Genomic DNA, 23188 nt, shown 5'->3' on the forward strand with positions numbered 1-23188 from the left:
CTGCGTGAGGAGACCGGGCGTGGCGATGGGGAAAGGCGGGGGTGACGAGGCTGACAGCGCGCCCCGGCGCGGCCGACCAAGGTCGATCGAGACCAGCAACGCCATTCTCGAAAGTGCCTATGCGCTGATGGCCTCCACCGGCCTTGCCGCCACCACCATCGACGCGGTCGCGCGGCACTCCGGGGTCTCCAAGATGACGATCTACAAATGGTGGCCGTCCCGCGAGGCGCTTTTGATCGACGCCTTTCTTCACCACGCCGCGCAGATGCTGCCCCTGCCCCCGGCAAGCTCCGGCAGCCCCGCGGCGCGCGCGCGCCGCCATGCGGCCGCTTATGCCGAAGCACTCCAGGGCGAGTTCGGCAGGGTCCAGCTCGCTGTCATCTCCGAATGCATCTCCAAGACCGGCTCGGCGGAGCTGTTCTACGCGCGCTATCTGCAATTCCGCCGCGACCTGCTGGTCGAGATGATCGCCGCGGGCCAGAAGGATGGCAGCATTCTGGCCGAAGGGCTTCCTGAGGATCTCTACGACGCGATCTATGGCAGCCTCTTCTATCGCTATGTCTTCGGCATCGCGCCGGTCACGCCGGCTTACGCACGTAACCTCGTCAACCTCGTGTTGCGGCCGAAGGGTTAGCTGCGCACAGGCCTGACCGGCGCCGAGATCTTGTCGGTGCGGTCGCGCTCGGTCATGTCGACCACCGTCTCCATCGGCGCGGTCAATTCGTAGACGTAGGAAACGTCCGTGAAGAAGCGCTTGGCGGTGCCCCCTAACGCCTCGGGCGCGACGCGGTCGAGCAGGATCAGGCCGAAATCGGAGTCGGGCCGGCGCGTCGCCTCGCTGGTGTTGAACTCCTCCCAGCGGAAACGGAACACCTCGTCGCCCTCGTCGCCTGTCACCGTCCAGGTGGCGGTGATGTGAGGATGCTTTCCAACCAGCGACAGACCCTCGTCGGAATGCGAGGCAAGCTCGAAGAACAGCAGCGAGAGGCTCTGCGCCGCGCGTGCGCTGACCGCGATATCAGGACCGGTGACGGCGATGCGGTCGGCATGCGGGATGGCGCGCGCCTCGAACAGGCCCTTCAGCTTGACACCCTGCCACTGGCTCTCGCTGAGCAGCGAGACCACGTTGGACATGGCGTGGATGCGTCCGATCAAGAGCTCGCGCGCGATGTCGATATCCGAGCCATGGCGCAAGGTGCGCGTCACGATCGACTGGATCACCGCGAGGATGTTCTTGACGCGATGGTTGAGCTCGTCGATGACGGCGGTCAGCCGGCGCTCGAAGCCGATTCTGACCTGGATCTCCCGGCTGAGCCGCAGATTGTTGTAGGCGACATAACCGAACAGGCCGCACACCATTGCCGTGATCGCAAATCCGATCGCCGCCACGATGATCGCGGTCTGCTCGGCGCGGCGCATCGAGTTGGTCTTCGCGTAATAGCCGAGCTGCCAATCACGGCCGCCGAAGCTTACCGTGCGCGTCGCCGAGGGCGCCGGTCCGTCCGCCATCATGCGTGTCGAGACCACACCCTGATCGTTGGCGATCAGTTCGCCGCCTTCCTTGCGCGGATCCCTAAGCGCGACCGCGAACAACGACATGTCATCATTGGTCAGCATCAGCGAGGCGAGCTCGTAGGAAAACGTGACGAACCCGGCCGGCTCCATCGCTCCCTCGGGAATGACGGGCGCAGCCACGATGATGCCGATCGCGCCGTTCCCGCCGACCAACGGCACCGGATCGGAGGCAACCGACTTCTTCTCGGCGCGCGCGCGCGTCAGCATCGCGCTGCGAACCGGATCCTGATCGTAGCTGCGGCCGGGCAGCGTCTTGGTCTCGTTGCTGCGTGGCTCGAGGTCCATCAGCACGTCGATCGGCTGGGTGATTTCGGCCGTATTGATCGGCTTGTCGTCATAGGAGCGAAGCTGCGGATTTGGGAAGCCGGCGCCGGCAATGGCGGTCTGCGCGGCCGCAAGCTCGTTCGGCTTCAGCCGGGCGATCCAGCCGGCCACCACGAAATCGGTCTTGAAGGCGTAGATCGCCGAGCGCAGCGGCTCCAGCATGTTCGGCTTGATCACGGATGGCGCGCGGAACAGGCCTGAGGCGACACGCGCGAGCAGCTCCCGCTCGGTGAGGCGGTCCTGAACCAGACTCGCATGAACGTCGATCGCGCGCGCGAGCGCGATCCGATCCAGCGCCAGCTCCTGGTCGTGGACGCGGTAGGCCGCAAGCCCGGAGAGCAAGGCTCCCAGCAGAGCGATGAAGCCGATGATGAAGCCCAGCCTGACCACGCGACTACTCAGGCGAAAGCAGGAGGTCGGCAATAAACACGGAGCATATGAACGCCGCCCGAACGGCCATCTGCCGAAACAGGGTGAACCCCAGTGCCGGAGATAATGGAGGAGGAGGCATCGGTACGCAACTTGGGTCGCCTGAGAAGCTTAATCCGCCCGGCCGATGGTCTGGACGGGATGAATTCGCCCCCGCGCGCCGGAGGTAGTTAATCGCCGTGTCCGAAATTTGTTCCGCGGTTACGGCGTTGCCCCGGGCGTTAACGGCGAAAAACGCCTGCGCCAAGTGGTCGCGTCCGGTCAGCCCTGTCGTTTCAGGCCGCCTTTGGTCTCGATGAAGCCGACGATCCGGTCGAGGCCCTCGCTTTTCTTGAGGTTGGTCATCACGAAAGGACGCTCGCCGCGCATGCGCCTGGCGTCCGTCTCCATCTTCTCCAGCGAGGCGCCGACATGGGGCGCGAGGTCGGTCTTGTTGATGACCAGGAGGTCGGACCGGGTGATGCCGGGGCCGCCCTTGGACGGAATCTTGTCGCCGGCGGCGACGTCGATGACGTAGATCGTGAGGTCGGCCAGCTCCGGAGAAAAAGTGGCAGCGAGGTTGTCGCCGCCGGACTCGATCAGAACGAGATCGAGCCCCGGAAATTTCGCGCGCATGTCCGCGACCGCAGCGAGATTCATCGAGGCATCCTCGCGGATCGCAGTGTGGGGACAGCCGCCGGTCTCGACGCCGGCGATACGGTCCGGCGTCAGCGATCCCGAACGCACCAGGAACTCCGCATCCCATTTGGTGTAGATGTCGTTGGTGATCGCGGCAATGTCATAGCGCTCGCGCATGGTCTTGCAGAGCAGGTCCATCAGCGCGGTCTTGCCCGATCCGACCGGGCCGCCGACGCCGACACGCAAGGGGCCGTGAGATTTCGACATGTAACTCGCTCTCTCTTGATGGGTTAAAGGCCGCACAGGTCACGAACGAAACAGCCGCGTATATTGCGTCTCGTGCCGCAAGCTGGCGAGATCGGCGCGGAAGGTGGCACTGCCGAGATCGTCCAATGTCGTATTCAGCGCACGATTGGCGGTCGCGGCGACGGCGGCTTCCAGTCTCACCAGAACGCGCTGGCTATCGGTCTGGCCGAGCGGAATGAGCCGGCTGGCCGCGGAAATCCAGTTCGAGACCAGCGCATGCAGGAAGGCGTGCAGCGTCGGTGCCAGCGGAACGGCGTGCCTCGCCGCAACAACACCGACGGCGACCGGATAGACCAGCGGCGTGCTGCATGCCGCGATCGTGGCATCCAGCCCGTCGGCATCCCACGCGGCGCGGGCGATATCGATGAAGGCGCGGCCCTGCGAGGTCGTCTCCAGCTGCCGCTCGCGCGACGGCACGAAGGCGGCGGCGAGCTCGGCGATCTCGTTCAAAGCCGTCGTCTCGTCCGCTTCCGTGCTGCGATAGGCGTGGACCAGAAACGTCGCGTCACAAAAGCCGGAGCCGTCGCCGAGCATCGCATCGAGCCAATCCGCCAGCGTCGTCACGTCGGTGATGTCGCCCGCCTCGATCGCCCATTCGAGGCCGCTGGAATAGGAAAAACCACCGACCGGGAAGGCCGGCGACAGCCAGGTCATCAGCCGGTACAGCGCCGCCGCCTCACCCTCGGCGAGGTCACCGACGCCGACCGGCTCATTTGTGGTCATGAGCATGGGTGTGGCCGTGGTGATGGTCGGGATGGTCGCAATGCTCGTCGTGGTGATGGTGGTGCTCGTGGCTATGGTCATGCGCGGCACGATCATGATGGTGGTGACCATGGCCGTGATGATCATGGTGATCGTGATGGCCGTGACCGTGGTGCGCATGATCGTCGTGCCCATGGCCGGCATCGGCGTAGGCGCCGCCTTCGGGATCGAACGGCGCCTCGATCTCGATCACGCGCGCACCGAGGCCCTTCACCATGGCCTCGATGACATGGTCGCGACGAACGCGCAGGGCCTTGGCCATGATCTGCGTCGGCAAATGACGGTTGCCGAGATGCCAGCCGACGCGGATGAGGTGATGCGGATCGCGGCCGCGGATCTCCAGCAGCGGCTCCGGCGCCGCCACCACCTCGATCAGTCTTCCGTCCTCCAGCACCAGCGCATCTCCGCCGCGCAGCGCGACGGCGTGCTCCAGATCGAGCAGGAATTCGAGCCCCCGCGTGCCCGTCATCGCCATGCGGCGGCGGTGCCGATCGTCGAAATCGAGCACGACCGTGTCCGCCGGCGCTTCCGTGAAGCGGTGCTGTCCCTTGACCTGCGTCGCCCGGATCATGCGTCTTACCTCGTTACCGTGTCTCGACCTTCTCGGGCGTGATCACCTCGATCTTCGGCGGCGCCGTGAAGCACTTCACCGCGACGCGACCGAAGGTCTTCATGTGCTCCATGGTCCGATGCGGCACGAGCGCCTCGGCATTCTCCCACTGCTCGACGAATACCATCTTGCTGGGATCGGTGACGCTCTCATGCAGATCATAGGCGATGTTGCCGGGCTCTTTCCGCGTTTCCTTGATGCAGGCGGTGGCGGCTGCAATGAATTCGGCGCGCGTCTCGGGCTTGATGGTCAGGGTGGCGACGACGTAGATCACGAGAAATCCTCCCGGCTTTTCTTCTAGAGGTTACGATACCGGGCGGGACATTAGACCAGGCGGGACCGAACGCAAAACGGCAAAAGCCGTCCCCGGACACGCACTCCGAATATACTCGCGGGACATGCGTCGAGGCGCTATTTCAGTACATGAAATATCGCTGCGCCATCGGCAGCACCTCGGCGGGCGCGCAGGTCAACAGCTCGCCATCGGCACGGACCTCGTAGGTCTCCGGATCGACCTCGATATCGGGCGTGGCGTCGTTGTGGATCATGCTCTTCTTGGAGATCTTGCCGCGGGTGTTCTGGACCGCATAGAGCTTCTTCTCGATCCCGAGCTTTCGCGCCAGGCCGCCGGTGACAGCCGCCTTCGAGGTGAAGACGACGGAGGACGCGGTCCTCGCCTTGCCGAAGGCGCCGAACATCGGCTGATAGTGCACCGGTTGCGGCGTCGGGATCGAGGCGTTGGGATCCCCCATGGGCGCAGCCACGATGGTGCCGCCCTTGACGATGCAGTCCGGCTTGACGCCGAAGAAGGCCGGCGACCACAGCACGAGATCGGCGAGCTTGCCCTTCTCGACCGAGCCGATCAGCTTCGACACGCCATGCGCGATCGCGGGGTTGATCGTGTACTTGGCGATGTAGCGCTTGACGCGGAAATTGTCGTTGTCCTTGCCCTTGTCCTGCGGCAGCGAGCCACGCTGCTTCTTCATCTTGTCCGCGGTCTGCCAGGTCCGGATGATGACCTCGCCGAGGCGGCCCATGGCCTGGGAATCCGAGGACATCATCGAGAGCGCGCCGAGGTCGTGCAGGATGTCTTCGGCGGCGATGGTCTCCTTGCGGATACGGCTTTCGGCGAAGGCCAGATCTTCCGCGATCGAGGGATCGAGATGGTGGCACACCATCAGCATGTCCAGATGCTCGTCGATGGTGTTGCGCGTGAACGGCCGCGTCGGGTTGGTCGAGGACGGCAGCACGTTCTTCAAGCCGGCCACCTTGATGATATCGGGGGCGTGGCCGCCGCCGGCGCCCTCGGTATGGAAGGCGTGGATGGTGCGGCCCTTGAACGCCTTGATCGTGTCCTCGACGAAGCCGGATTCGTTCAGCGTGTCGGTGTGGATCATCACCTGGATATCGTGATCGTCGGCCACCGACAGGCAATTGTCGATCGCGGCCGGCGTCGTACCCCAATCCTCGTGCAGCTTCAGCGCGCAGGCACCGGCCTTGATCATCTCGACCAGCGCCGCGGGCCGCGAGGCATTGCCCTTGCCGGAGATGCCGAGATTGACCGGGAAGGCATCGAACGACTGGATCATCCGCGCGATGTGCCAGGGGCCGGGCGTGCAGGTGGTGGCGAAGGTGCCGTGCGACGGGCCGGTGCCGCCGCCCAGCATCGAGGTGACGCCACTCATCAGCGCGTGCTCGATCTGCTGCGGGCAGATGAAATGGATGTGGCTGTCGAAGCCGCCGGCCGTGAGGATCTTTCCTTCGCCCGCGATCACATCCGTGCCCGGACCAATGATGATGGTGACGCCGGGCTGGATGTCGGGATTGCCGGCCTTGCCGATTGCCGAGATCATGCCGTCCTTGATGGCGACGTCGGCTTTCACGATGCCCCAGTGATCGACGATCAGCGCATTGGTGATGACGGTGTCGGCCGCGCCCTGCTTGTTGGTGACCTGCGACTGCCCCATGCCGTCGCGGATCACCTTGCCGCCGCCGAACTTCACCTCCTCGCCGTAGGTGGTGAAATCCTTCTCGACCTCGATGATGAGGTCGGTGTCGGCGAGGCGCACCTTGTCGCCGGTGGTCGGGCCGAACATGTCGGCATAGACGGATCTCTTCATCTTGACGGACATCACAAGCCCCGTTTGCGTTTGAATGTCTGGTGGGTCACAGCAGCGCCCTCGCTGCTTTCACGGCATCGTCGAACTTCGTGTCGAGCCACGCATTGCCGCCACGGCAGCCGGCGACGACCTGCGTGGCCCACGCGACGTAATCGGCGAGATCGTCGCGTTCCTCGGCACTCGGGTCGGTTTGAATGCGCGCCTCTGTGTTGCTGATCTTGTCCGCGATCTTGATCAGCTTGGCGCCAGGGGACTTGTTCGGCGCTTCGAGCACCTGAAGGCGCCGCCGCTCGGCCTTCGGCAAACTCATGTCGTCGGTGCATTCGACGACGAGTGAAGCGACACGCTCCGAAAATATCTGCGCGAGCTCCTCGCGCGTGGTGTCGGTGTCCTCGATCGTATCATGCAGCCAGCCGGCTGCGACCAACTCGGCGTCGGCGCCCTCGGTCGCGGTGGCGAGCAGGTTCGCGACCTCGGCGAGATGGTTGATGTAAGGATCGTTGCCGCGCCCTTTTCGCGCCATGCCGTTATGGCGGCGTGCGGCAAGCTCGGCAGCTTCCGAGACGAGACAAACGGGTGACAGCATGGCAAGGACCTCCATTTCGGTCTCAACCGTGCCGCGCCGCGCTCGTTCCTGTGGAGGTCACAGCTTCCCCATGACGTCGCCGCGGAAGCCGTAGATCGTCTTCTTCCCCGCCATGGCGACGAGTTGCACTTCGCGGGTCTGGCCGGGCTCGAAGCGGACGGCGGTGCCGGCGGCGATGTCGAGGCGCATGCCGCGGGACTTCTTGCGATCGAATTTCAGGGCCGGGTTGGTCTCGAAGAAGTGGTAGTGCGAGCCGACCTGGATCGGCCGGTCGCCGGTGTTGGCGACCGTCAGCGTCACGGTCTTGCGGCCGGCATTGAGCTCGATCTCTCCGTTCTGGATGAAGAGTTCGCCCGGAATCATTCTATCCTCCTCGTCATTCCGGGGCTCGCGAAGCGAGAACACGGATTCTCGAAACCAAAACCTCTGGATTCCGGTTCGCCCTGCGGGGGCCCCGGAATGGTGAATTCTAGTTACCTGATCGGCTCGTGCACGGTGACGAGCTTGGTGCCGTCCGGAAAGGTCGCCTCGACCTGGATGTCATGGATCATCTCGGGGATGCCCGGCATCACCTGGTCGCGGGTCAGGACCTGCGCGCCGGATTGCATCAGTTCGGCGACGGTGCGGCCGTCGCGGGCGCCTTCGAGGATGAAATCGGAGATGATCGCAACCGCTTCGGGATGGTTGAGCTTGACGCCGCGGTCCAGCCTGCGGCGCGCCACGATCGCCGCCATCGAGATCAGAAGCTTGTCCTTTTCGCGGGGAGACAGGTTCATGCGAAATCTCTTCCGTTCAACACGTCAATTCAGCCAATCATCAGTTCAGCCAGAGCCGTGGCAGGGCCGCGCCGGTGCGCGCCAGCGCGGCCATCATGTCGGCGCGCAAGCGCGCAGCATCTTGGGCACAGAACCGCGCCATTGCAAAGCCATTCCATGCCGAGATTCCGACCTCGCCGGAGCAAGACTCCGAGGCTTCCCGAATGCGTTCGACCAAGGCCTCGTCACCGGGCACGATCAGGGCCGTGCCAATCGCCGCGCCGCCTCTGGCGACCGCGGATCGCGCGAGCTTTGCGCCGATATCGCCGTCGAGCCGGACGGTTTCTGCGAACACCAGCTTGCCGGCGCGGCGCATCCGCCAGCGGTCCACAAATTCGCCCTGCTCCATCCGCTCGCCCATGGCGGTACGGCCGAATACGACAATCTCACAAAGCAGAAGCGAGGCAGTCTCGTCGAGCGCGATGTCGAAGCGGCGTTGCACGCGGGCGCGGTCGAACAGAATCGTCTCCTGCGGAAGCCAGGACAAATGCGCGCCTGCGCTGGCCTTGAGCGAGATATTGAGCTGCGCCGCGGGCCCCGGCGCGCGATAGACCTTCTCCGCCGCCGCCGTCGTCAGCGTCAATCGCGCGCGATCCGCCGCCGATATCTCGATGTCGAAGCGATCACCGCCGGCGACTCCGCCGGCGGTGTTGACGAACACGCCGGACAGGCCCTGATCTTCCGGGGACGGAAAGCGGACACGGAGCGAACCGGATTCATGCAAGGTGCCGCGTCGCGTCACGCCGTCACGTGCGTGCACGTCGAACCGCACCGCGCCGCGGGCGCGGTTCGCCTCGAAAACCCCTGACGTGGTTGAAACGTCGCTGCGCATCCGCCTCCCCAGCCGGTTGCGACAGAATGGCTTACAGCGCCATCTGGCGGCTGATCTCGCTCGCGTCGAGATTGGAGCGGTCGCAGGTGAACTTCACCGCGCCGCGATCCATCACGGCAAAACTGTCGCCGAGTTCGCAGGCAAAGTCGAGATATTGTTCGACCAGCACAATGGCGATGTTGCCGAGGTTGCGCAGGTACGAGATGGCGCGGCCGATGTCCTTGATGATCGAGGGTTGGATGCCTTCGGTCGGCTCGTCGAGCAGAAGCAGCTTCGGCCGCATCACCAGCGCGCGGCCGATCGCGAGCTGCTGCTGCTGGCCGCCGGAGAGGTCGCCGCCGCGCCGGCCGAGCATGGATTGCAGCACCGGAAACAGCGAAAACACGTCGTCCGGGATGTGCTTGTCCTCGCGCTTGAGCGGGCCGAAGCCGGTCTTGAGGTTCTCCTCGACCGTCAGCAGCGGAAAGATCTCGCGGCCCTGCGGCACGAAGCCAATACCCTTGCGCGCCCGCTCGTAGGGCTTCAAGCCCGTGATATCATTGCCGTCGAGCACGATCGCGCCCGAGGAGATCGGATATTGCCCGACCATGGCGCGGAGCAGCGAAGTCTTGCCGACGCCGTTGCGCCCGAGCACGCAAGTCACCTTGCCCGGCGCGGCCGAAATCGAGACACCGCGCAGCGCCTGCGCCGCGCCGTAGAACAGGTTGATGTCCTTGACCTCAAGCATGGCTCAGCGTCCCAGATAGACTTCGATGACCCGCTCGTTGGCCGAGACCTGGTCGATGGTACCTTCCGCGAGCACCGTGCCTTCGTGCAGGCAGGTGACCTTGACCCCGAGCTCGCGCACGAAGGTCATGTCGTGCTCGACGACCATCACGGTGTGGGTCTTGTTGATCTCCTTCAGCAGCTCGGCGGTGAGATGCGTCTCGACGTCGGTCATCCCCGCGACGGGTTCATCGACAAGCAGCAGTTTTGGGTCCTGCGCCAGCAGCATGCCGATCTCGAGCCACTGCTTCTGGCCGTGACTGAGGCTGCCGGCCAGGCGGTTGCGGGCGTCGGTGAGGCGGATCGTCTCCAGCACCTTGTCGATCCGCTCGGATTCCGCCTTGCTGCCGCGCCAGAACAGCGTGCCGCGGACGGAGTGATCGACATTGAGCGCCAGCAGCAGATTGTCCTGCACTGTCTGACTCTCGAACACGGTCGGCTTCTGGAATTTGCGGCCGATGCCGAGCTCGGCGATGCGGGTCTCGTCGAGGCGCGTCAGGTCGGTGACGCCGTCGAACAGCACGGTGCCCTCGTCGGGTTTGGTCTTGCCGGTGATGATGTCCATCATCGTGGTCTTGCCGGCGCCGTTCGGGCCGATGACGGCGCGCATCTCGCCGGGCTCGAGCGTCAGCGACAGATTGTTGATGGCATGGAAGCCGTCGAAGGAGACGTGCACGCCGTCCAGGTAAAGCATTGCGGAGGTCGCGCGGGTATCCATGACGTTCATTGCGCCTACTCCGCCATCTTGGGTTCGACGCCATTTTCGGCCGCGGCGCTCGCAATGGCTGCAGCGGTGCTTTTTTCCCTGGTCGAGGCCCACCAGGCGTTGAAGGTGCCGACGATGCCTTTCGGCAGCAGCAGCGTCACCAGGATGAACAGCGCGCCCAGCATGAACAGCCAGTACGGCGCGAGCACGCCCGAGGTGAAGAATGTCTTGGCGTAGTTGACGACGACGGCGCCGAGCGCGGCGCCGACCAGCGTGCCGCGGCCGCCGACCGCGACCCAGATCACCGCCTCGATCGAATTCCCCGGCGCGAACTCCGAGGGGTTGATGATGCCGACCTGCGGCACGTAGAGCGCACCGGCGACGCCGGCCATGCAGGCCGATACCGTGAACACGAACAGCTTGTAGGATTCGACGCGGTAGCCGAGGAAGCGCGTGCGCGATTCCGCGTCGCGCACCGCGATCAGCACCTTGCCGAGCTTGGACGAGACGATGGCGCGGCAGATCAGGAAGCCGATGATCAGCGCCAGGCAGCTCAGCGCAAACAGCGCGGCACGCGTGCCCTCCGCCTGCACGTTGAAGCCCAAAATGTCCTTGAAGTCGGTCAGGCCGTTGTTGCCGCCGAAGCCGAAATCGTTGCGGAAGAAGGCGAGCAGCAGCGCATAGGTCATCGCTTGCGTGATGATCGAGAGATACACCCCGGTGACGCGGGAGCGGAAGGCGAGCCAGCCGAAGCAGAAGGCGAGCAGGCCGGGCACGACCAGCACCATCAGCGCTGCGAACCAGAACATGTCGAAGCCATACCAGTACCAGGGCAGCTTCTGCCAGTTCAGGAACACCATGAAGTCGGGTAAGATCGGGTTGCCGTAAACGCCGCGGGTGCCGATCTGCCGCATCAGGTACATGCCCATGGCGTAACCACCGAGCGCGAAAAAGGCGCCGTGGCCGAGCGAGAGGATGCCGCAATAGCCCCAGATCAAGTCGATCGCGAGCGCCAGGATCGCGTAGCAGACATATTTGCCCCAGAGCGCGACGAGATAGGTCGGCACCTGCAGGAACGAGCCCGCGGGCAGCAGCAGGTTGGAGAGCGGGATGAGGATGCCGCAGGCCGCGACGATCGCGAGGAAGATCGTCGCGCCGCGGTCCAGCGATCGCGTCAGCATGTGAGGGGTCATGCTTCCACCGCACGGCCCTTGAGCGCGAACAGGCCGCGCGGCCGCTTTTGAATGAACAGGATGATGAGAACCAGGATCGCGATCTTGCCGAGCACCGCGCCGGCGACCGGCTCAAGGAATTTGTTGGCGATGCCGAGCGTGAAGGCGCCCACGAGGGTTCCCCATAGATTACCGACGCCGCCGAACACCACGACCATAAAGCTGTCGATGATGTAGCTCTGGCCGAGATTGGGGCTGACATTGTCGATCTGCGACAGCGCCACGCCGGCGATGCCGGCAATGCCCGAGCCGAGGCCGAAGGTGAGCGCGTCGACGCGCGAGGTGGCGATGCCCATCGAAGCCGCCATGCGGCGGTTCTGCGTCACCGCGCGCATTTCGAGGCCGAGCGCGGTGTAGCGCAGCATCGCGAGCAGGATCGCGAACACGGCGAGCGTGAAGAGAAGGATCCAGAGCCGGTTATAGGTAATGGTGATCTGGCCGAGCTCGAACGCACCGCTCATCCAGGAGGGATTGCCGACCTCGCGGTTGGTCGGACCGAACATGGTGCGCACCGCCTGCTGCAGCACCAGCGACAGGCCCCAGGTCGCGAGCAGCGTCTCCAGCGGCCGGCCGTAGAGGAAGCGGATGATGCTGCGCTCGATCAGCACGCCGATCGCGCCCGCGACGAGGAAGGCGAGCGGCACGGCGATCAGCAGCGAATAGTCGAACAGGCCTGGATAACGGCTGCGGATCACCTCCTGCACCACGAAGGTGGTGTAGGCCCCTAGCATCACCATTTCGCCGTGGGCCATGTTGATGACGCCCATCACGCCGAAGGTGATGGCGAGCCCGATCGCGGCGAGCAGCAGCACCGAGCCGAGCGAGAGCCCGTACCAGGCATTCTGCACCATGGACCAGACCGCGAGCGAGTTCTGGATCGAACCGATCGCGCTCGTGGCGGCCTTGGTGACCGACGCCGGCTGGTCGCCCATGCCGGTAAGCAGCGCCAGCGCCTCCTGGTCGCCGCGCGCCTTGAGGGTTGCCACCGCCTCGAGCTTCTCGACCTCGGTCGCATCGGACTTGAACAGCAGGATCGCCGCGCGGGCCTCACCGAGCGCGGCCTTGACGGATCGGTTGGTTTCCTTGGCGAGCGCGGCATCGACCGCCTCGAGCGCGGTCTCTTCATGCGACTTGAAGACGGATTGCGCAGCCTGCAGGCGCGTCCCGACGTCCGGCGACTGCAGCGTCAGGCTACCGAGCGCGGCATCGACGCTGCGGCGCAGGCGGTTGTTGAGGCGAACCGCGCTCGCGCTGTCGGGAACGCTGGCAACGGTCTCGCCGGTCGCGGCATCGATCGACTTGCCGTCGGTGCCGGTGACGTAAACCTTCTTGCTGTCAGGATCCGCCATGAGGCGGCCGTCCTGGAGCGCGCTGATGATCGGAAAGGCCAGCTTGTTGCCGCTGCCCGCGACCACACCGATCGCCTCTTCCGTGTCGGAAAAATCGTCATTGGCGAATTTGGCGACTGCATCCTCGAACGGACCGGCGAAGGCCGGCAGCGCGAACGCGATCAGCAACAACGAGAGTGCAAGCGAGCAGAGACGGGCAGACAGATGGGCTGGCACTGTGAATGACCCCGGCAGAAATGAGTGGAGAAGGCGGCCGGATCGCCGCCCTCTCCGGTCGTGCAATGGGCGTCAGGTCGGGATCAGGAACCCGAGCCGAGGCACTTGTTGGTCTTGGTGTTGAAGTTGCCGCACTTCTTGCCGACCCAGTCGCCGATCAGGTCCTTGGAGCCCTCGAGCTCCTTCGACCAGGCGTCGCCCGCGACGAGGCCGGGGGTCTTCCAGACCACGTCGAACTGGCCGTTGGCCTTGATCTCACCGATGAACACCGGCTTGGTGATGTGGTGGTTCGGCAGCATCTTCGACACGCCACCGGTCAGGTTCGGCGCCTCGATGCCGGGAAGCGCATCGATCACCTTGTCCGGATCGGTCGACTTCACCTTCTCGACCGCCTTCACCCACATGTTGAAGCCGATCACGTGCGCTTCCATCGGATCGTTGGTCACGCGCTTCGGATTCTTGGTGTAGGCCTGCCAGTCCTTGATGAACTTCTCGTTCGATCCGTCCTTGGTCTTGATCGACTCGAAGTAGTTCCAGGCAGCGAGGTGGCCGACCAGCGGCTTGGTGTCGATGCCGGCGAGCTCTTCCTCACCCACCGAGAACGCGACGACCGGGATATCCTTCGCCTTGATACCCTGGTTGCCGAGCTCCTTGTAGAAGGGAACGTTGGCGTCGCCGTTGATGGTCGAGACCACCGCGGTCTTCTTGCCGGCCGAGCCGAACTTCTTGATGTCGGCCACGATCGTCTGCCAATCGGAATGACCGAACGGCGTGTAGTTGATCATGATGTCTTCCTGGGCGACACCCTTGGACTTCAGATAGGCTTCCAGGATCTTGTTGGTGGTGCGCGGATAGACGTAGTCGGTGCCCGCGAGCACCCAGCGCTTCACCTTCTCTTCCTTCATCAGGTAGTCGACGGCGGGGATCGCCTGCTGGTTCGGCGCGGCACCCGTGTAGAACACGTTGCGCTCGCTCTCCTCGCCCTCGTACTGCACGGGGTAGAACAGGATGTTGTTGAGCTCCTTGAACACCGGCAGCACCGACTTGCGCGACACCGAGGTCCAGCAGCCGAATACGACCGAGACCTTGTCCTTGGTGATCAGCTCGCGCGCCTTTTCGGCGAACAGCGGCCAGTTCGACGCGGGGTCGACGACGACGGCCTCCAGCTTCTTGCCGAGCACGCCGCCCTTCTTGTTCTGCTCGTCGATCAGGAAGAGGATGGTGTCCTTCAGCGTGGTTTCGCTGATCGCCATGGTGCCGGACAGGGAGTGGAGTACACCGACCTTGATGGTGCCGTCCGCGGCCTTCGCGCCAGTCAATGAAGCCAGACCAAGCACCAGTCCGGCCGTCGCGGCGAGCACGCCGCGGCGGCAAAATGACGCCGCGATATCGTGGGTGGATTTGCTAAACATGAGTGTCTCATCTCCCTGACGCAGACGTGAAAACGCTGCGAAACGGCCCCATGGCCGCCTGCGATTAACGGAATCGCAAGAACCATGCCATGGACTGAGCACCCATCAACTCATTGACTCTACTTATAAAATCGCCAGAAATCCAAGTTTCGCCGCAGTCATTCCGCCTAAACTACAGGCAATTTAAATGTATGCGAAAGCGGCATGCAGGCTATTTTCTGAGCAAATTACCAAATCTGGCTAAATTTCCGGCATCACTATTTCTGCGCCGCAACCGCTGTTTGAGACCGAGTTGCCTTGAAAGCGCCTCCTCGATGTTCCATATAAGCGGCGGAGACCTCTTGCGAATCAAGGGGTCGTAGCGAGCCGCGTGTTCTTAAGCCCCTCCGGGCCTCTGGCTTGCCCCATATCACCCAAGCCATCCGACACCCCAAACACGCAGGTGTCTTCTCGACACCCTTTTGCGCGCGCCGCGCTGAATGCGCCGGGCGTCCGCTTTTGACATGGAAAGAACCCCTCTTTTGACTTCCTTTCAGGACTTCGGCCTGGCCGATCCCATTTCCCGTGCCCTCCAAGAAGAAAACTACGTCACCCCGACCCCGATCCAGGCCCAGACCATCCCGCTGGCGCTGACCGGCCGCGACGTCGTGGGTATCGCCCAGACCGGCACCGGCAAGACCGCGTCTTTCGCGCTGCCGATCCTGCATCGCCTGCTCGAGAACCGCATCAAGCCGCAGCCCAAGACAGCACGCGTCCTGGTGCTGTCGCCGACCCGCGAGCTGTCCGGCCAGATCCTTGACAGCTTCAATGCCTATGGCCGCCATATCCGCCTGTCTTCGACGCTCGCCATCGGCGGCGTGCCGATGGGCCGCCAGGTCCGCGCCCTGATGCCGGGCGTAGAGGTACTGGTCGCCACCCCCGGCCGCCTGCTCGACCTCGTGCATAGCAACGGCTTGAGGCTTTCGAGCGTTGAATTCCTCGTACTCGACGAGGCCGACCGCATGCTCGACATGGGTTTCATCAACGACATCCGCAAAATCGTCGCCAAGCTGCCGATCAAGCGGCAGACGCTGTTCTTCTCGGCCACCATGCCCAAGGATATCGCCGAGCTCGCGGACTCCATGCTGCGGGACCCCGCCCGTGTCGCGGTGACCCCAGTGTCTTCGATCGCCGAGCGGATCAACCAGCGTATCCTGCAGGTGGACTTCTCGGCCAAGCCCGCCTTCCTGACCAAGCTGCTGCAAGACGAAACGATCAACCGCGCTCTGGTCTTCACCCGCACCAAGCACGGTGCCGACAAGGTGGTGAAGACGCTGGCCAAGGCCGGCATCGCTGCCAACGCCATCCATGGCAACAAATCGCAGAATCACCGCGAGCGCACGCTCGCCCAGTTCCGCTCGGGCGAGATCCGCACCCTGGTTGCCACCGACATCGCCGCCCGCGGCATCGACGTCGACGGCATCAGCCACGTCATCAATTTCGACCTGCCCAACGTGCCGGAAACTTACGTCCACCGCATCGGCCGCACCGCGCGTGCCGGCGCCGACGGCACCGCGATCTCCCTGGTCGCCGGCGGCGAGGAACTCAGCTATCTCCGCGACATCGAGCGGCTGATCCGCGTGGCCCTGCCGCAGGAGGACCATCGCACCGACGCCGGCCGCCGCGATGCCGGCCCCGCCCCGTCGCAGCAACGACAGGGCCGGCCAGGCGGCCGTCCCGGCCAGCGCCCAAAAGGCGCACGGCATGGCGACGGGCGGCGTGGCGACGAACGGCATGCCGATGGGCGCCACCATAGTGCCGGCAAGCAAGGCGACGGCAGGCACGGTGAAGGCCGGCACGCCGAGGCAAGGCATGCTGACGGACGGCCCGGCAGCGGCCCGAATGCGTCCAAGGGTTCTCGCCGCCGCCGGTCCGGTGGTAAGATGCACTCATCGCCTGTCGACCGTCCGGAACAGCGTTCCGCGCATAGCGCCGGGACGCCTGATGGGATACAAGGCGTTGCCTTTTTGCGCCGCGAGAGTCGGCCAAACAGCCAACCGAACCGCAAACCCTATTCGCACTAGCCGTCCACGACCTGGAGAAATTCATGGCTAAGGAAGAGCTGATCCAGTTCGAAGGACTGGTCACCGAAATCCTCCCCGACGCCCGCTACCGCGTGCAGCTCGACGCCGGACACGAGATCGTTGCCTATACCGCCGGCAAGATGAAGAAGAACCGCATCAAGACGCTCGCGGGCGACCGCGTGACAGTGGAGATGTCGCCGTATGACCTCGAGAAGGGCCGGCTGATTTTCCGCCACAAGGACGAACGCCCCAGCACGGCGGGCGGACCGCCCCGTCCCGGACAGCGTGGCGGCCAGTTCCGCCGCCGCTAGTCGGCTACGGCGCGGGGGCGCGAGATAAAACTCCGACCTGTATGATGATCTGCCGTTGACATCACGGCGGATCAAAAAATCGTGCACGTCCGGATTGTTTCGGGCCCCTGTTTCCGATAAAATGAATTAATCGATTTTCGGCCGGACGACATTAGCATCCACCGGTACAGCCGGTTCAGACACGCTGACGACCCTTCCAGAAATTCGATCTAACCTGCCCGTGCGAGCGGGCTTCGACATTGTGTTATCTGAGAAGGGACTACCCCCGTGAGCATGGGAACCGTGAAGTGGTTTAACGCAACCAAGGGCTATGGCTTCATTCAGCCCGACGACGGCGGCCAAGACGTGTTCGTCCACATCAGCGCCGTGGAGCGCGCCGGTCTCGGCTCGCTGCGCGAAGGCCAGAAGATCTCCTATGAGATCGTGTCCGACCGCCGCTCCGGCAAGTCGGCGGCGGACAATCTCCGCGCTGCGAGCTGAGCCCGCCGGCCCTGAGCCCCGACCGGCTCGAGCGAGGCAGAGCAAACAAAGCAACTAAAAAAGGCCGTGCGTGACGCACGGCCTTTTTCATTCCAGGGTCGGCTCGCAAATTCAACACGTCGACGGCACGCCGTTGTAAGGCACGCAGGCGACCTGGCGCGGCCGCGTGTAGGAGAGATCGCCCAGCGTTATGCTCGACTTCAACACGTAGCCGACTGCCGGCGTGTAAGTGTAGTTGGCCTCGCTCAGGATGAGATAGCTCGACGGAATCAAGAGCGTCGGGGGAATCATCGTGGTGACCTTGTCCCCGGCCTTCCGAGCCGAGGTCACCAGCGTGGCTTGTGTCGCGCCGCTCGCAATGGTGCCGGCCTTGCTCCACTGGACCGTGGCGATGCTGTTGGCATCGATGTAGATCTGGGAGATCGTGCCCTTCACGAGGGTAGCGTCGTAAGGCATGACGATCGAGATGCTTGCCGTAAACGTGTTCTGCATGTCGGCATCGGCGAGCGTCGTCGACTGCGACGTCAAATCGGACAGTGTCCGTGCAATCAACGTGACTTTGCGGTCGATCGCCACGGCAGACGAAAACTCGACGGTGCCGAAGAACATCACCAGCATCAGCGGTACGATGACCGCGAATTCGGTCGCCGCAAGCGCGCGCTTGTCGGCGACGAAGTCGCGCACGAAGCAACGTGCATTCCTCCAGATATTCGCAATCGCCTGCATCGGTCCGCTCAGATCCATCTGCCTCAGAAGGGTTCGTTCTTGAACGCCACGGTCGCCACCATCAGCCGCTTGTTGCTGCATCCCATGTTGTAGCCGAGGCCGGTGACGAAGAGCGGCCATTGATAGAACAGCCGCACCACGACCACCTGACCGGAAGTTCCGGCATTGTACTGCATGCCGGAGGTGGGATTGAAGTTGCAGGAATTGCCATAGTTGGTGAGGCTTAGCGCGCCGAAGGAACTGGTGCTGACAACGTCGACGTAAAGCTTGCTGCAATCGAACAGCGCCGGAATCTGGCTGCAGACATAGGTCTTGAACGTCGTCTGATCGCAAGCAGAGACCGTGTTGGGGGTGGTCTGACAGGCCGCCACCGAGCCGCCCTGCGCCTGCGCCTGGCCGGTCAGAATCGCGCGCGCCGAGTCCTGCGCGACGGTCTCGAGCACCTGGCTCGAGAAGAACATCAGCGCCGTCTCGATGACGGCGAACAACAGCGCGAAGAACATCGGTGCGACCAGCGCAAACTCGACGGCTGCGGAGCCGCGGCGGTTGCCACGAAACCGGGCCAGCGCTTTCCGGAGCGTGAACCTCGTAGGTGCGGGCGATGGCATAAGGTCAAATTCCCCAGCAACGGGCGATCATCTGCCCGTTCAATAGCGGAAACTGATTGTCTAAATGTTTCAAGCGATCCGCGTCCGGCGGACCGCGCCGTTAGGAATGCGTTAACCTGACGCCAACCGAAGCGCGGAAACGCGCCGCGCGCGAATCCGCAAGCAGCCTGGCGGGGATCCCCCGGCAGACCCGCCGGTCGGCTAGTTGGGTTTGGCGGCCGCACCGGCACCACCGCCGCTGCTGGCACTGCTGCTGAGCGAGCCGGCCTGGCTCATCGTGTTGTTGAAATAGGTGTCACTGTCGCCGAGCGTCACGCGACGCTGGCAAAGCGGTACGCAGCTGTAGGACTCGCGCTCAATCCCGCGATAGACGGTGACGAGCCGGTCGCTCGGGCCTTCAACCTGGATCTGGCGGTCGACCAGAATCTCGCCGCCCCGGTCGAGCGCGATGAAGTTGGTGGCCCCATAGCCCTTCCCGGTCACGACGATCATGCCGCCCGGCTGGAGCGTGACATCGGCGATCAGGGGATTGCCGACCACGATGGTCGCCACCTTGCCGGGCAGCCGCACCAGCTTGGCCTGATCGACATTGACGGCGATGATGTCGGCGGTAGGCTCGGCAAGGCCAGCGGCCGGCCATGCCAGCACCGCGGCGGCAACCAGAAGACAGACGCGCGCATGACGGCGCAGTAATTCTTTACGCATACTCTTACCCCGGGACGTCACAAACCGGCAGAAGCGATGAGATAACAGCGGAGCCGGTGCCCGACCCGGCCAACCTGCCTCCAATTCGTGAACGTTCCGCAAACTCGCCGACGATTGTTTGAACGGACTGGCGTTTGCGGGCCCCACTGGTCTCTCCTAATGGCGGAACGGATAGGCGAGCTGGCCTCCGATCTCCTTCGGCATGGTCGCTTCGTCCTTGCCGTAATCCTGCGGCAGCCTCCCCTCCGGCATGCGGAAGGTACCGAACAGCACGTCCCAGATCGGAAACGTCCCGGCGAAATTGGTGTCGCCACCCTCTTCGAGCGAAGTGTGGTGCCAACGGTGGAATACCGGCGTCGCCAGCACGTATTTGAACGGTCCGAAGGTCCAGTTCAGGTTGGCGTGCACGAAGGCCGAATGAAAGGTGGTGAACGGGCCGACCCAGATCATGATGTTCGGGGAGATACCGGCCATCAGCAGCACGACGTCGACGCTGATCGTCCCGAGCAAGAGATTGACGGGATGGAAACGGGCCGCGGAGATCCACCCGATCTCCTCCGACGAATGATGGACGGCGTGGTACTTCCAGAAGCCGCCGTCGTGGAAAAGCCGGTGCAGCCAGTACAGCATGAAATCGGATAGCACCAGGAACAGCAGGCCCTGCATCCATAGAGGCAGCTGCGACAGCGGACCGTGGCCATCGTCGTAGAAGGCGATGAGTTCGTCCGCGTCGTGGATGTTGAAGACGACGCCGGCACCGACGATCAGAAGCCCGATCCGCATGGTGCGGGCGAACACCGGAACGAAGAACCAGTAGCAGATGTCGGTGAGAATCTCCCGCTTGCGCCACCACGGCACGCCGGGATTGCAGGCCCAGAAATGCTCCAGCACTGTGAAGATCGCAGCAAGTACGAAGGTGACGGGGATCACCTTCACGATGGTCTCGCCGAGCATCAGGGCAACTTGCATGGGCAGGCTCGACATCGTCGCCTCTCTTGCGAATTCCGGTCCTGCTTAGGCCTACTCCGCGAAATTTAAGGGAGGGTGAAGCCGGCGCCGCGCTGCCGATGCATCCGGAACCGGAACGAATTGCAGCTACCGTCTTAAGGCGAAATTCACTCTGGGCAAAAGCATCGCGCCTGGCGTGGGTTTACCCGATCGAATTAACTCTACCGAAAGAGCTCGGCTCTCATGGTCATCGCGTCAAAGACAGCGCCGAGCGAGGCGATCCCACTAGACGGAGTGTTATTCATGAAGAACGTGATTGCGCGTTTCGCGAAGGATGAATCCGGCGCCACCGCCATCGAGTACGGCCTGATCGCCGCCGGCATCGCGCTGGCCATCATCACCGTCGTCAACCAGCTCGGCGGCACGCTGAACACCAAGTTCACCTCGATCCAGTCCAGCCTGAAGTAAGCAGCCGACGAACGACGGCAAAAGCCCCGGATCTCCGGGGCCTTTGTTTTTTGAAGACGGCGAGTTCCAGTGGCGTTGCGTAAGTACAGAACCGATGCTGCGGTGACGGCGAACGATGCGGGCGCGTCGCAGGCCGGCTCGCCCACTTATTGGGTCTGCCTTGCGCTGCTGCTCGCGACGATCGTACTCGGCGCGCGCATTGCCAGCCTGTTGTGAACTCGCTATCGGCGGGTTCTGCTGTTCAGACCATTGCTGCCGTTGTCGGTTTGTTTAGCACTGCCGGCTAGCATGCGGCGACGCCCGATCCGCGACTAAACCAGGCCTCAAGACGCAGCTCATGATCCTCGACCTTGCGCGCCTTCTGCTCTTCCCGGCCCTGATGGCATTCGCCGCCGCGAGTGATCTATTCACGATGACGATCTCGAACCGCGTCTCGCTGGCGCTGGTGGCGGGCTTCTTCGTGCTCGCCCTCGCCGGTGGCATGGCACCTTACGAGATGCTGAGCCATATCGGCGCCGGTGCGGTTCTGCTGGTCGTGGCCTTCACCTGCTTTGCGATGGGCTGGGTGGGCGGCGGCGATGCCAAAGTCGCGGCGTCCGTCGCGCTCTGGTTCGGCTTTGCACATCTTATGAACTTCCTGCTCTACGCTTCGCTGTTCGGCGGCGCGCTGACGCTGCTCCTGCTCCAGGTCCGGCAATGGCCGCTGCCCTACGGGCTCGCGGCTCAGGCCTGGCTCGCACGGCTGCACGACAAGGAGAGCGGCATTCCTTACGGTATCGCGCTCGCGCTGAGCGCGTTGATGGTCTACCCGGAGACCGAATGGGTGAAGGCGATCGACCTCACTCACCTCGCACTGCGCTGAACGCACCGGGTAAACCCCATAGGCGTTAAGTTTGTTCTTGAGTGTTGGAATCACACGTGATTCCAAGGCGGGATGGCAGACGAATCGCTTCTGAACGAGGACTGGACGAGAGTGGTTACGCAGCTCGGCGGGGCTGCGCAGCTTGAAATAAGTGCGCGCCAGACGAAGGCTTTCGTGCGGCGGCGCCAAATTCCAGATGCGGTGTCGTTACTTCGGCTGATGCTGGCCTATTGTCTGGGTGAAAGAGGGTTGAGATCGACAGCCGCGTGGGCCGCTTCTGTTGGCCTTGCCGACCTCAGCAGCGTGGCGTTGTTCTATCGCCTGCGTCAATGTGGCGATTGGTTTGCAGTGCTGGTGGAGGGCTTGCTCGCTGCGGCAGCCCCGAAAGCGAGCCGAGGCCGCCTGATCCGCATTATCGATGCGACGACAGTGCCTCAGGCAGGACCGGCTGCGCGCAGGAACAGTGAGCTTTGGCGCGTTCATAGTGCATTCGATCTGCCATATGAGCGCTTTGGTCACTTCGAGCTGACAGATCAGCAAGAAGGCGAAACGTTTGACCGGATACCGGTGGTCAAGAACGAGATCCGCATTGCTGACCGCGCTTATCTACAACCTGACCGCATCGCCGCTGTGCGCGACGCCGGGGCAGACGTTTTGATCCGAGCGGGCTGGAAGAACGCACGTTGGCTTGATGCCAAAGGCCTTCCGTTCGATCTGATGGCCCAATTGCGTGCGGCGAAGGCGCACGGACTGATCGATCGGAGGATTTGGATCAAACGCAAGGACGGTGCGCCTCTGGCTATGCGTCTGGTCGCAGTCAAGAAGCCCGCCGGTGCAGTCGCGGCGTCGCGCCGTAAAGCCCGGCGCGACGCACAAGACGAAAACCGCGTCATCTCCAAAGAAACTCTGGAAGCCGCGGATTGGGTCATTCTGGTCACGTCGCTCGCGCGGGACGAGTTCTCCACCAAGGATGTACTCGCGCTCTATCGACTGCGATGGCGCATCGAACTTGGCTTCAAGCGACTGAAGAGTCTGATTGGTCTCAAGACGCCACCTGGAACCGATCCGCGCTCCGCCAAGCCCTACTTGCTGGCACACCTCTTGATCATCCTGCTGCTCGAGCCGCTTGCCCGCGACTTCGAGGACTCTCCCCGCTGGACGCAGGCCGCCTGACGGCACCTGGCGCTTGGCGTGTTTTGCAACAACTCGTTGCATCCTTGCTACAAGCGATCATTCCACAACCAACCATCCGTTGCTTTCGCCGCAGAAAGCGAGCGCTTGGGCGGCACCTGCGCGAGCCTCCTCGAAAACGTCCGTATCAATCGATGCTCGCGCTACCTTAACGCCTATGGGGTAAACC

The 23188-nt window shown here is 63.5% G+C and carries 27 protein-coding genes; 8 read left to right on the top strand and 19 right to left on the bottom strand.

Going from position 1 to position 23188, the window contains the following annotated elements; translation table 11 throughout:
- The first annotated feature begins 25 nt into the window (after window positions 1–25).
- Window positions 26–634, top strand: coding sequence for a TetR/AcrR family transcriptional regulator (locus tag BRAD3257_RS35770; RefSeq protein ID WP_162500651.1), 609 nt, complete (start codon window positions 26–28; stop codon window positions 632–634).
- Here the strand turns inward: BRAD3257_RS35770 and BRAD3257_RS35775 are convergent.
- The 15 genes from BRAD3257_RS35775 to urtA all read right to left on the bottom strand — a co-directional run bounded on the left by BRAD3257_RS35775 (window position 631) and on the right by urtA (window position 14657).
- Complete coding sequence (locus BRAD3257_RS35775) at window positions 631–2289, bottom strand: CHASE domain-containing protein (protein ID WP_122405737.1); 1659 nt, start codon at window positions 2287–2289, stop codon at window positions 631–633. The two genes, BRAD3257_RS35770 and BRAD3257_RS35775, sit on opposite strands and share 4 nt — an antisense overlap.
- Before the next feature lie 300 nt (window positions 2290–2589).
- Entirely contained in the window at window positions 2590–3213 is a 624-nt protein-coding gene (ureG, locus tag BRAD3257_RS35780; protein ID WP_122405738.1) for an urease accessory protein UreG, read from the bottom strand.
- Window positions 3214–3252: 39 nt separating this feature from the next.
- Window positions 3253–3981, bottom strand: coding sequence for an urease accessory protein UreF (locus tag BRAD3257_RS35785; protein WP_122405739.1), 729 nt, complete (start codon window positions 3979–3981; stop codon window positions 3253–3255).
- Entirely contained in the window at window positions 3962–4585 is a 624-nt protein-coding gene (locus tag BRAD3257_RS35790) for an urease accessory protein UreE (protein WP_122405740.1), read from the bottom strand. The genes BRAD3257_RS35785 and BRAD3257_RS35790 overlap by 20 nt, the downstream gene beginning before the upstream one ends.
- Window positions 4586–4598: 13 nt before the next feature.
- On the bottom strand, window positions 4599–4898 hold the full coding sequence (locus BRAD3257_RS35795; protein ID WP_122405741.1) for a putative quinol monooxygenase: 300 nt from the start codon (window positions 4896–4898) through the stop codon (window positions 4599–4601).
- Between the two features lie 142 nt (window positions 4899–5040).
- The gene (ureC, locus tag BRAD3257_RS35800) at window positions 5041–6756 is read right to left on the bottom strand and encodes an urease subunit alpha (protein WP_122405742.1); all 1716 of its coding nucleotides are present in this window, start codon (window positions 6754–6756) and stop codon (window positions 5041–5043) included.
- A gap of 34 nt (window positions 6757–6790) precedes the next feature.
- Entirely contained in the window at window positions 6791–7330 is a 540-nt protein-coding gene (locus tag BRAD3257_RS35805) for an HD domain-containing protein (RefSeq protein WP_122406939.1), read from the bottom strand.
- 57 nt (window positions 7331–7387) lie between these two features.
- Window positions 7388–7693: an urease subunit beta gene (locus BRAD3257_RS35810; RefSeq protein WP_122405743.1), complete on the bottom strand. Its 306-nt coding sequence runs from the start codon at window positions 7691–7693 to the stop codon at window positions 7388–7390.
- Between the two features lie 110 nt (window positions 7694–7803).
- Window positions 7804–8106, bottom strand: a complete 303-nt coding sequence (locus BRAD3257_RS35815; RefSeq protein WP_027553946.1) for an urease subunit gamma — start codon at window positions 8104–8106, stop codon at window positions 7804–7806.
- A gap of 40 nt (window positions 8107–8146) precedes the next feature.
- Window positions 8147–8977, bottom strand: coding sequence for an urease accessory protein UreD (locus BRAD3257_RS35820; RefSeq protein WP_122405744.1), 831 nt, complete (start codon window positions 8975–8977; stop codon window positions 8147–8149).
- 31 nt (window positions 8978–9008) lie between these two features.
- Window positions 9009–9704, bottom strand: a complete 696-nt coding sequence (gene urtE, locus BRAD3257_RS35825; protein ID WP_122405745.1) for an urea ABC transporter ATP-binding subunit UrtE — start codon at window positions 9702–9704, stop codon at window positions 9009–9011.
- Window positions 9705–9707: 3 nt separating this feature from the next.
- Window positions 9708–10469 (bottom strand): urea ABC transporter ATP-binding protein UrtD, encoded by a 762-nt coding sequence (gene urtD / locus BRAD3257_RS35830; protein ID WP_122405746.1) that lies wholly within the window; start codon window positions 10467–10469, stop codon window positions 9708–9710.
- Between the two features lie 5 nt (window positions 10470–10474).
- Window positions 10475–11641 carry an urea ABC transporter permease subunit UrtC gene (urtC, locus tag BRAD3257_RS35835; RefSeq protein WP_122405747.1) on the bottom strand — a complete coding sequence of 389 codons (1167 nt, stop codon included), beginning with the start codon at window positions 11639–11641 and terminating at the stop codon, window positions 10475–10477.
- Complete coding sequence (urtB, locus tag BRAD3257_RS35840; RefSeq protein WP_122405748.1) at window positions 11638–13245, bottom strand: urea ABC transporter permease subunit UrtB; 1608 nt, start codon at window positions 13243–13245, stop codon at window positions 11638–11640. Before urtB ends, urtC begins: the two co-directional genes overlap by 4 nt.
- 83 nt (window positions 13246–13328) lie before the next feature.
- Window positions 13329–14657 carry an urea ABC transporter substrate-binding protein gene (urtA, locus tag BRAD3257_RS35845; protein WP_122405749.1) on the bottom strand — a complete coding sequence of 443 codons (1329 nt, stop codon included), beginning with the start codon at window positions 14655–14657 and terminating at the stop codon, window positions 13329–13331.
- Between the two features lie 479 nt (window positions 14658–15136).
- On the opposite strand from urtA, the gene BRAD3257_RS35850 reads away from it, so the two are divergent.
- The 3 genes from BRAD3257_RS35850 (at window position 15137) to BRAD3257_RS35860 (ending at window position 17511) form a co-directional block, all read left to right on the top strand.
- The gene (locus BRAD3257_RS35850) at window positions 15137–16720 is read left to right on the top strand and encodes a DEAD/DEAH box helicase (RefSeq protein WP_122405750.1); all 1584 of its coding nucleotides are present in this window, start codon (window positions 15137–15139) and stop codon (window positions 16718–16720) included.
- Window positions 16721–16743: 23 nt separating this feature from the next.
- The gene (infA, locus tag BRAD3257_RS35855) at window positions 16744–17031 is read left to right on the top strand and encodes a translation initiation factor IF-1 (protein ID WP_024340539.1); all 288 of its coding nucleotides are present in this window, start codon (window positions 16744–16746) and stop codon (window positions 17029–17031) included.
- Window positions 17032–17298: 267 nt separating this feature from the next.
- Complete coding sequence (locus BRAD3257_RS35860; RefSeq protein ID WP_122405751.1) at window positions 17299–17511, top strand: cold-shock protein; 213 nt, start codon at window positions 17299–17301, stop codon at window positions 17509–17511.
- Window positions 17512–17622: 111 nt separating this feature from the next.
- Here the strand turns inward: BRAD3257_RS35860 and BRAD3257_RS35865 are convergent, their stop codons facing one another.
- The 4 genes from BRAD3257_RS35865 to BRAD3257_RS35880 all read right to left on the bottom strand — a co-directional run bounded on the left by BRAD3257_RS35865 (window position 17623) and on the right by BRAD3257_RS35880 (window position 20534).
- Window positions 17623–18237, bottom strand: a complete 615-nt coding sequence (locus BRAD3257_RS35865) for a TadE/TadG family type IV pilus assembly protein (protein WP_164937100.1) — start codon at window positions 18235–18237, stop codon at window positions 17623–17625.
- A gap of 23 nt (window positions 18238–18260) precedes the next feature.
- The gene (locus tag BRAD3257_RS35870) at window positions 18261–18845 is read right to left on the bottom strand and encodes a TadE/TadG family type IV pilus assembly protein (RefSeq protein ID WP_122405753.1); all 585 of its coding nucleotides are present in this window, start codon (window positions 18843–18845) and stop codon (window positions 18261–18263) included.
- A 201-nt stretch (window positions 18846–19046) separates the two neighbouring features.
- Entirely contained in the window at window positions 19047–19550 is a 504-nt protein-coding gene (locus tag BRAD3257_RS35875) for a pilus assembly protein N-terminal domain-containing protein (RefSeq protein WP_122405754.1), read from the bottom strand.
- Between the two features lie 156 nt (window positions 19551–19706).
- Window positions 19707–20534, bottom strand: a complete 828-nt coding sequence (locus BRAD3257_RS35880) for a sterol desaturase family protein (protein ID WP_122405755.1) — start codon at window positions 20532–20534, stop codon at window positions 19707–19709.
- Between the two features lie 267 nt (window positions 20535–20801).
- Here BRAD3257_RS35880 and BRAD3257_RS35885 point away from each other — a divergent pair, with 267 nt between their 5' ends.
- The 4 genes from BRAD3257_RS35885 to BRAD3257_RS35895 all read left to right on the top strand — a co-directional run bounded on the left by BRAD3257_RS35885 (window position 20802) and on the right by BRAD3257_RS35895 (window position 23001).
- A complete protein-coding gene (locus BRAD3257_RS35885) occupies window positions 20802–20966 on the top strand; it encodes a Flp family type IVb pilin (protein WP_122405756.1) in 165 nt (54 codons plus the stop codon).
- Window positions 20967–21035: 69 nt separating this feature from the next.
- On the top strand, window positions 21036–21182 hold the full coding sequence (locus BRAD3257_RS40490) for a hypothetical protein (protein WP_164937099.1): 147 nt from the start codon (window positions 21036–21038) through the stop codon (window positions 21180–21182).
- Window positions 21183–21303: 121 nt separating this feature from the next.
- Window positions 21304–21828, top strand: a complete 525-nt coding sequence (locus BRAD3257_RS35890) for an A24 family peptidase (RefSeq protein WP_122405757.1) — start codon at window positions 21304–21306, stop codon at window positions 21826–21828.
- Window positions 21829–21900: 72 nt separating this feature from the next.
- Window positions 21901–23001, top strand: coding sequence for an IS4 family transposase (locus tag BRAD3257_RS35895; RefSeq protein WP_122401899.1), 1101 nt, complete (start codon window positions 21901–21903; stop codon window positions 22999–23001).
- The last annotated feature ends 187 nt before the right edge of the window (window positions 23002–23188 follow it).

Origin of the sequence: Bradyrhizobium vignae (assembly GCF_900324035.1) — a bacterium.
Taxonomy (GTDB): domain Bacteria; phylum Pseudomonadota; class Alphaproteobacteria; order Rhizobiales; family Xanthobacteraceae; genus Bradyrhizobium; species Bradyrhizobium vignae.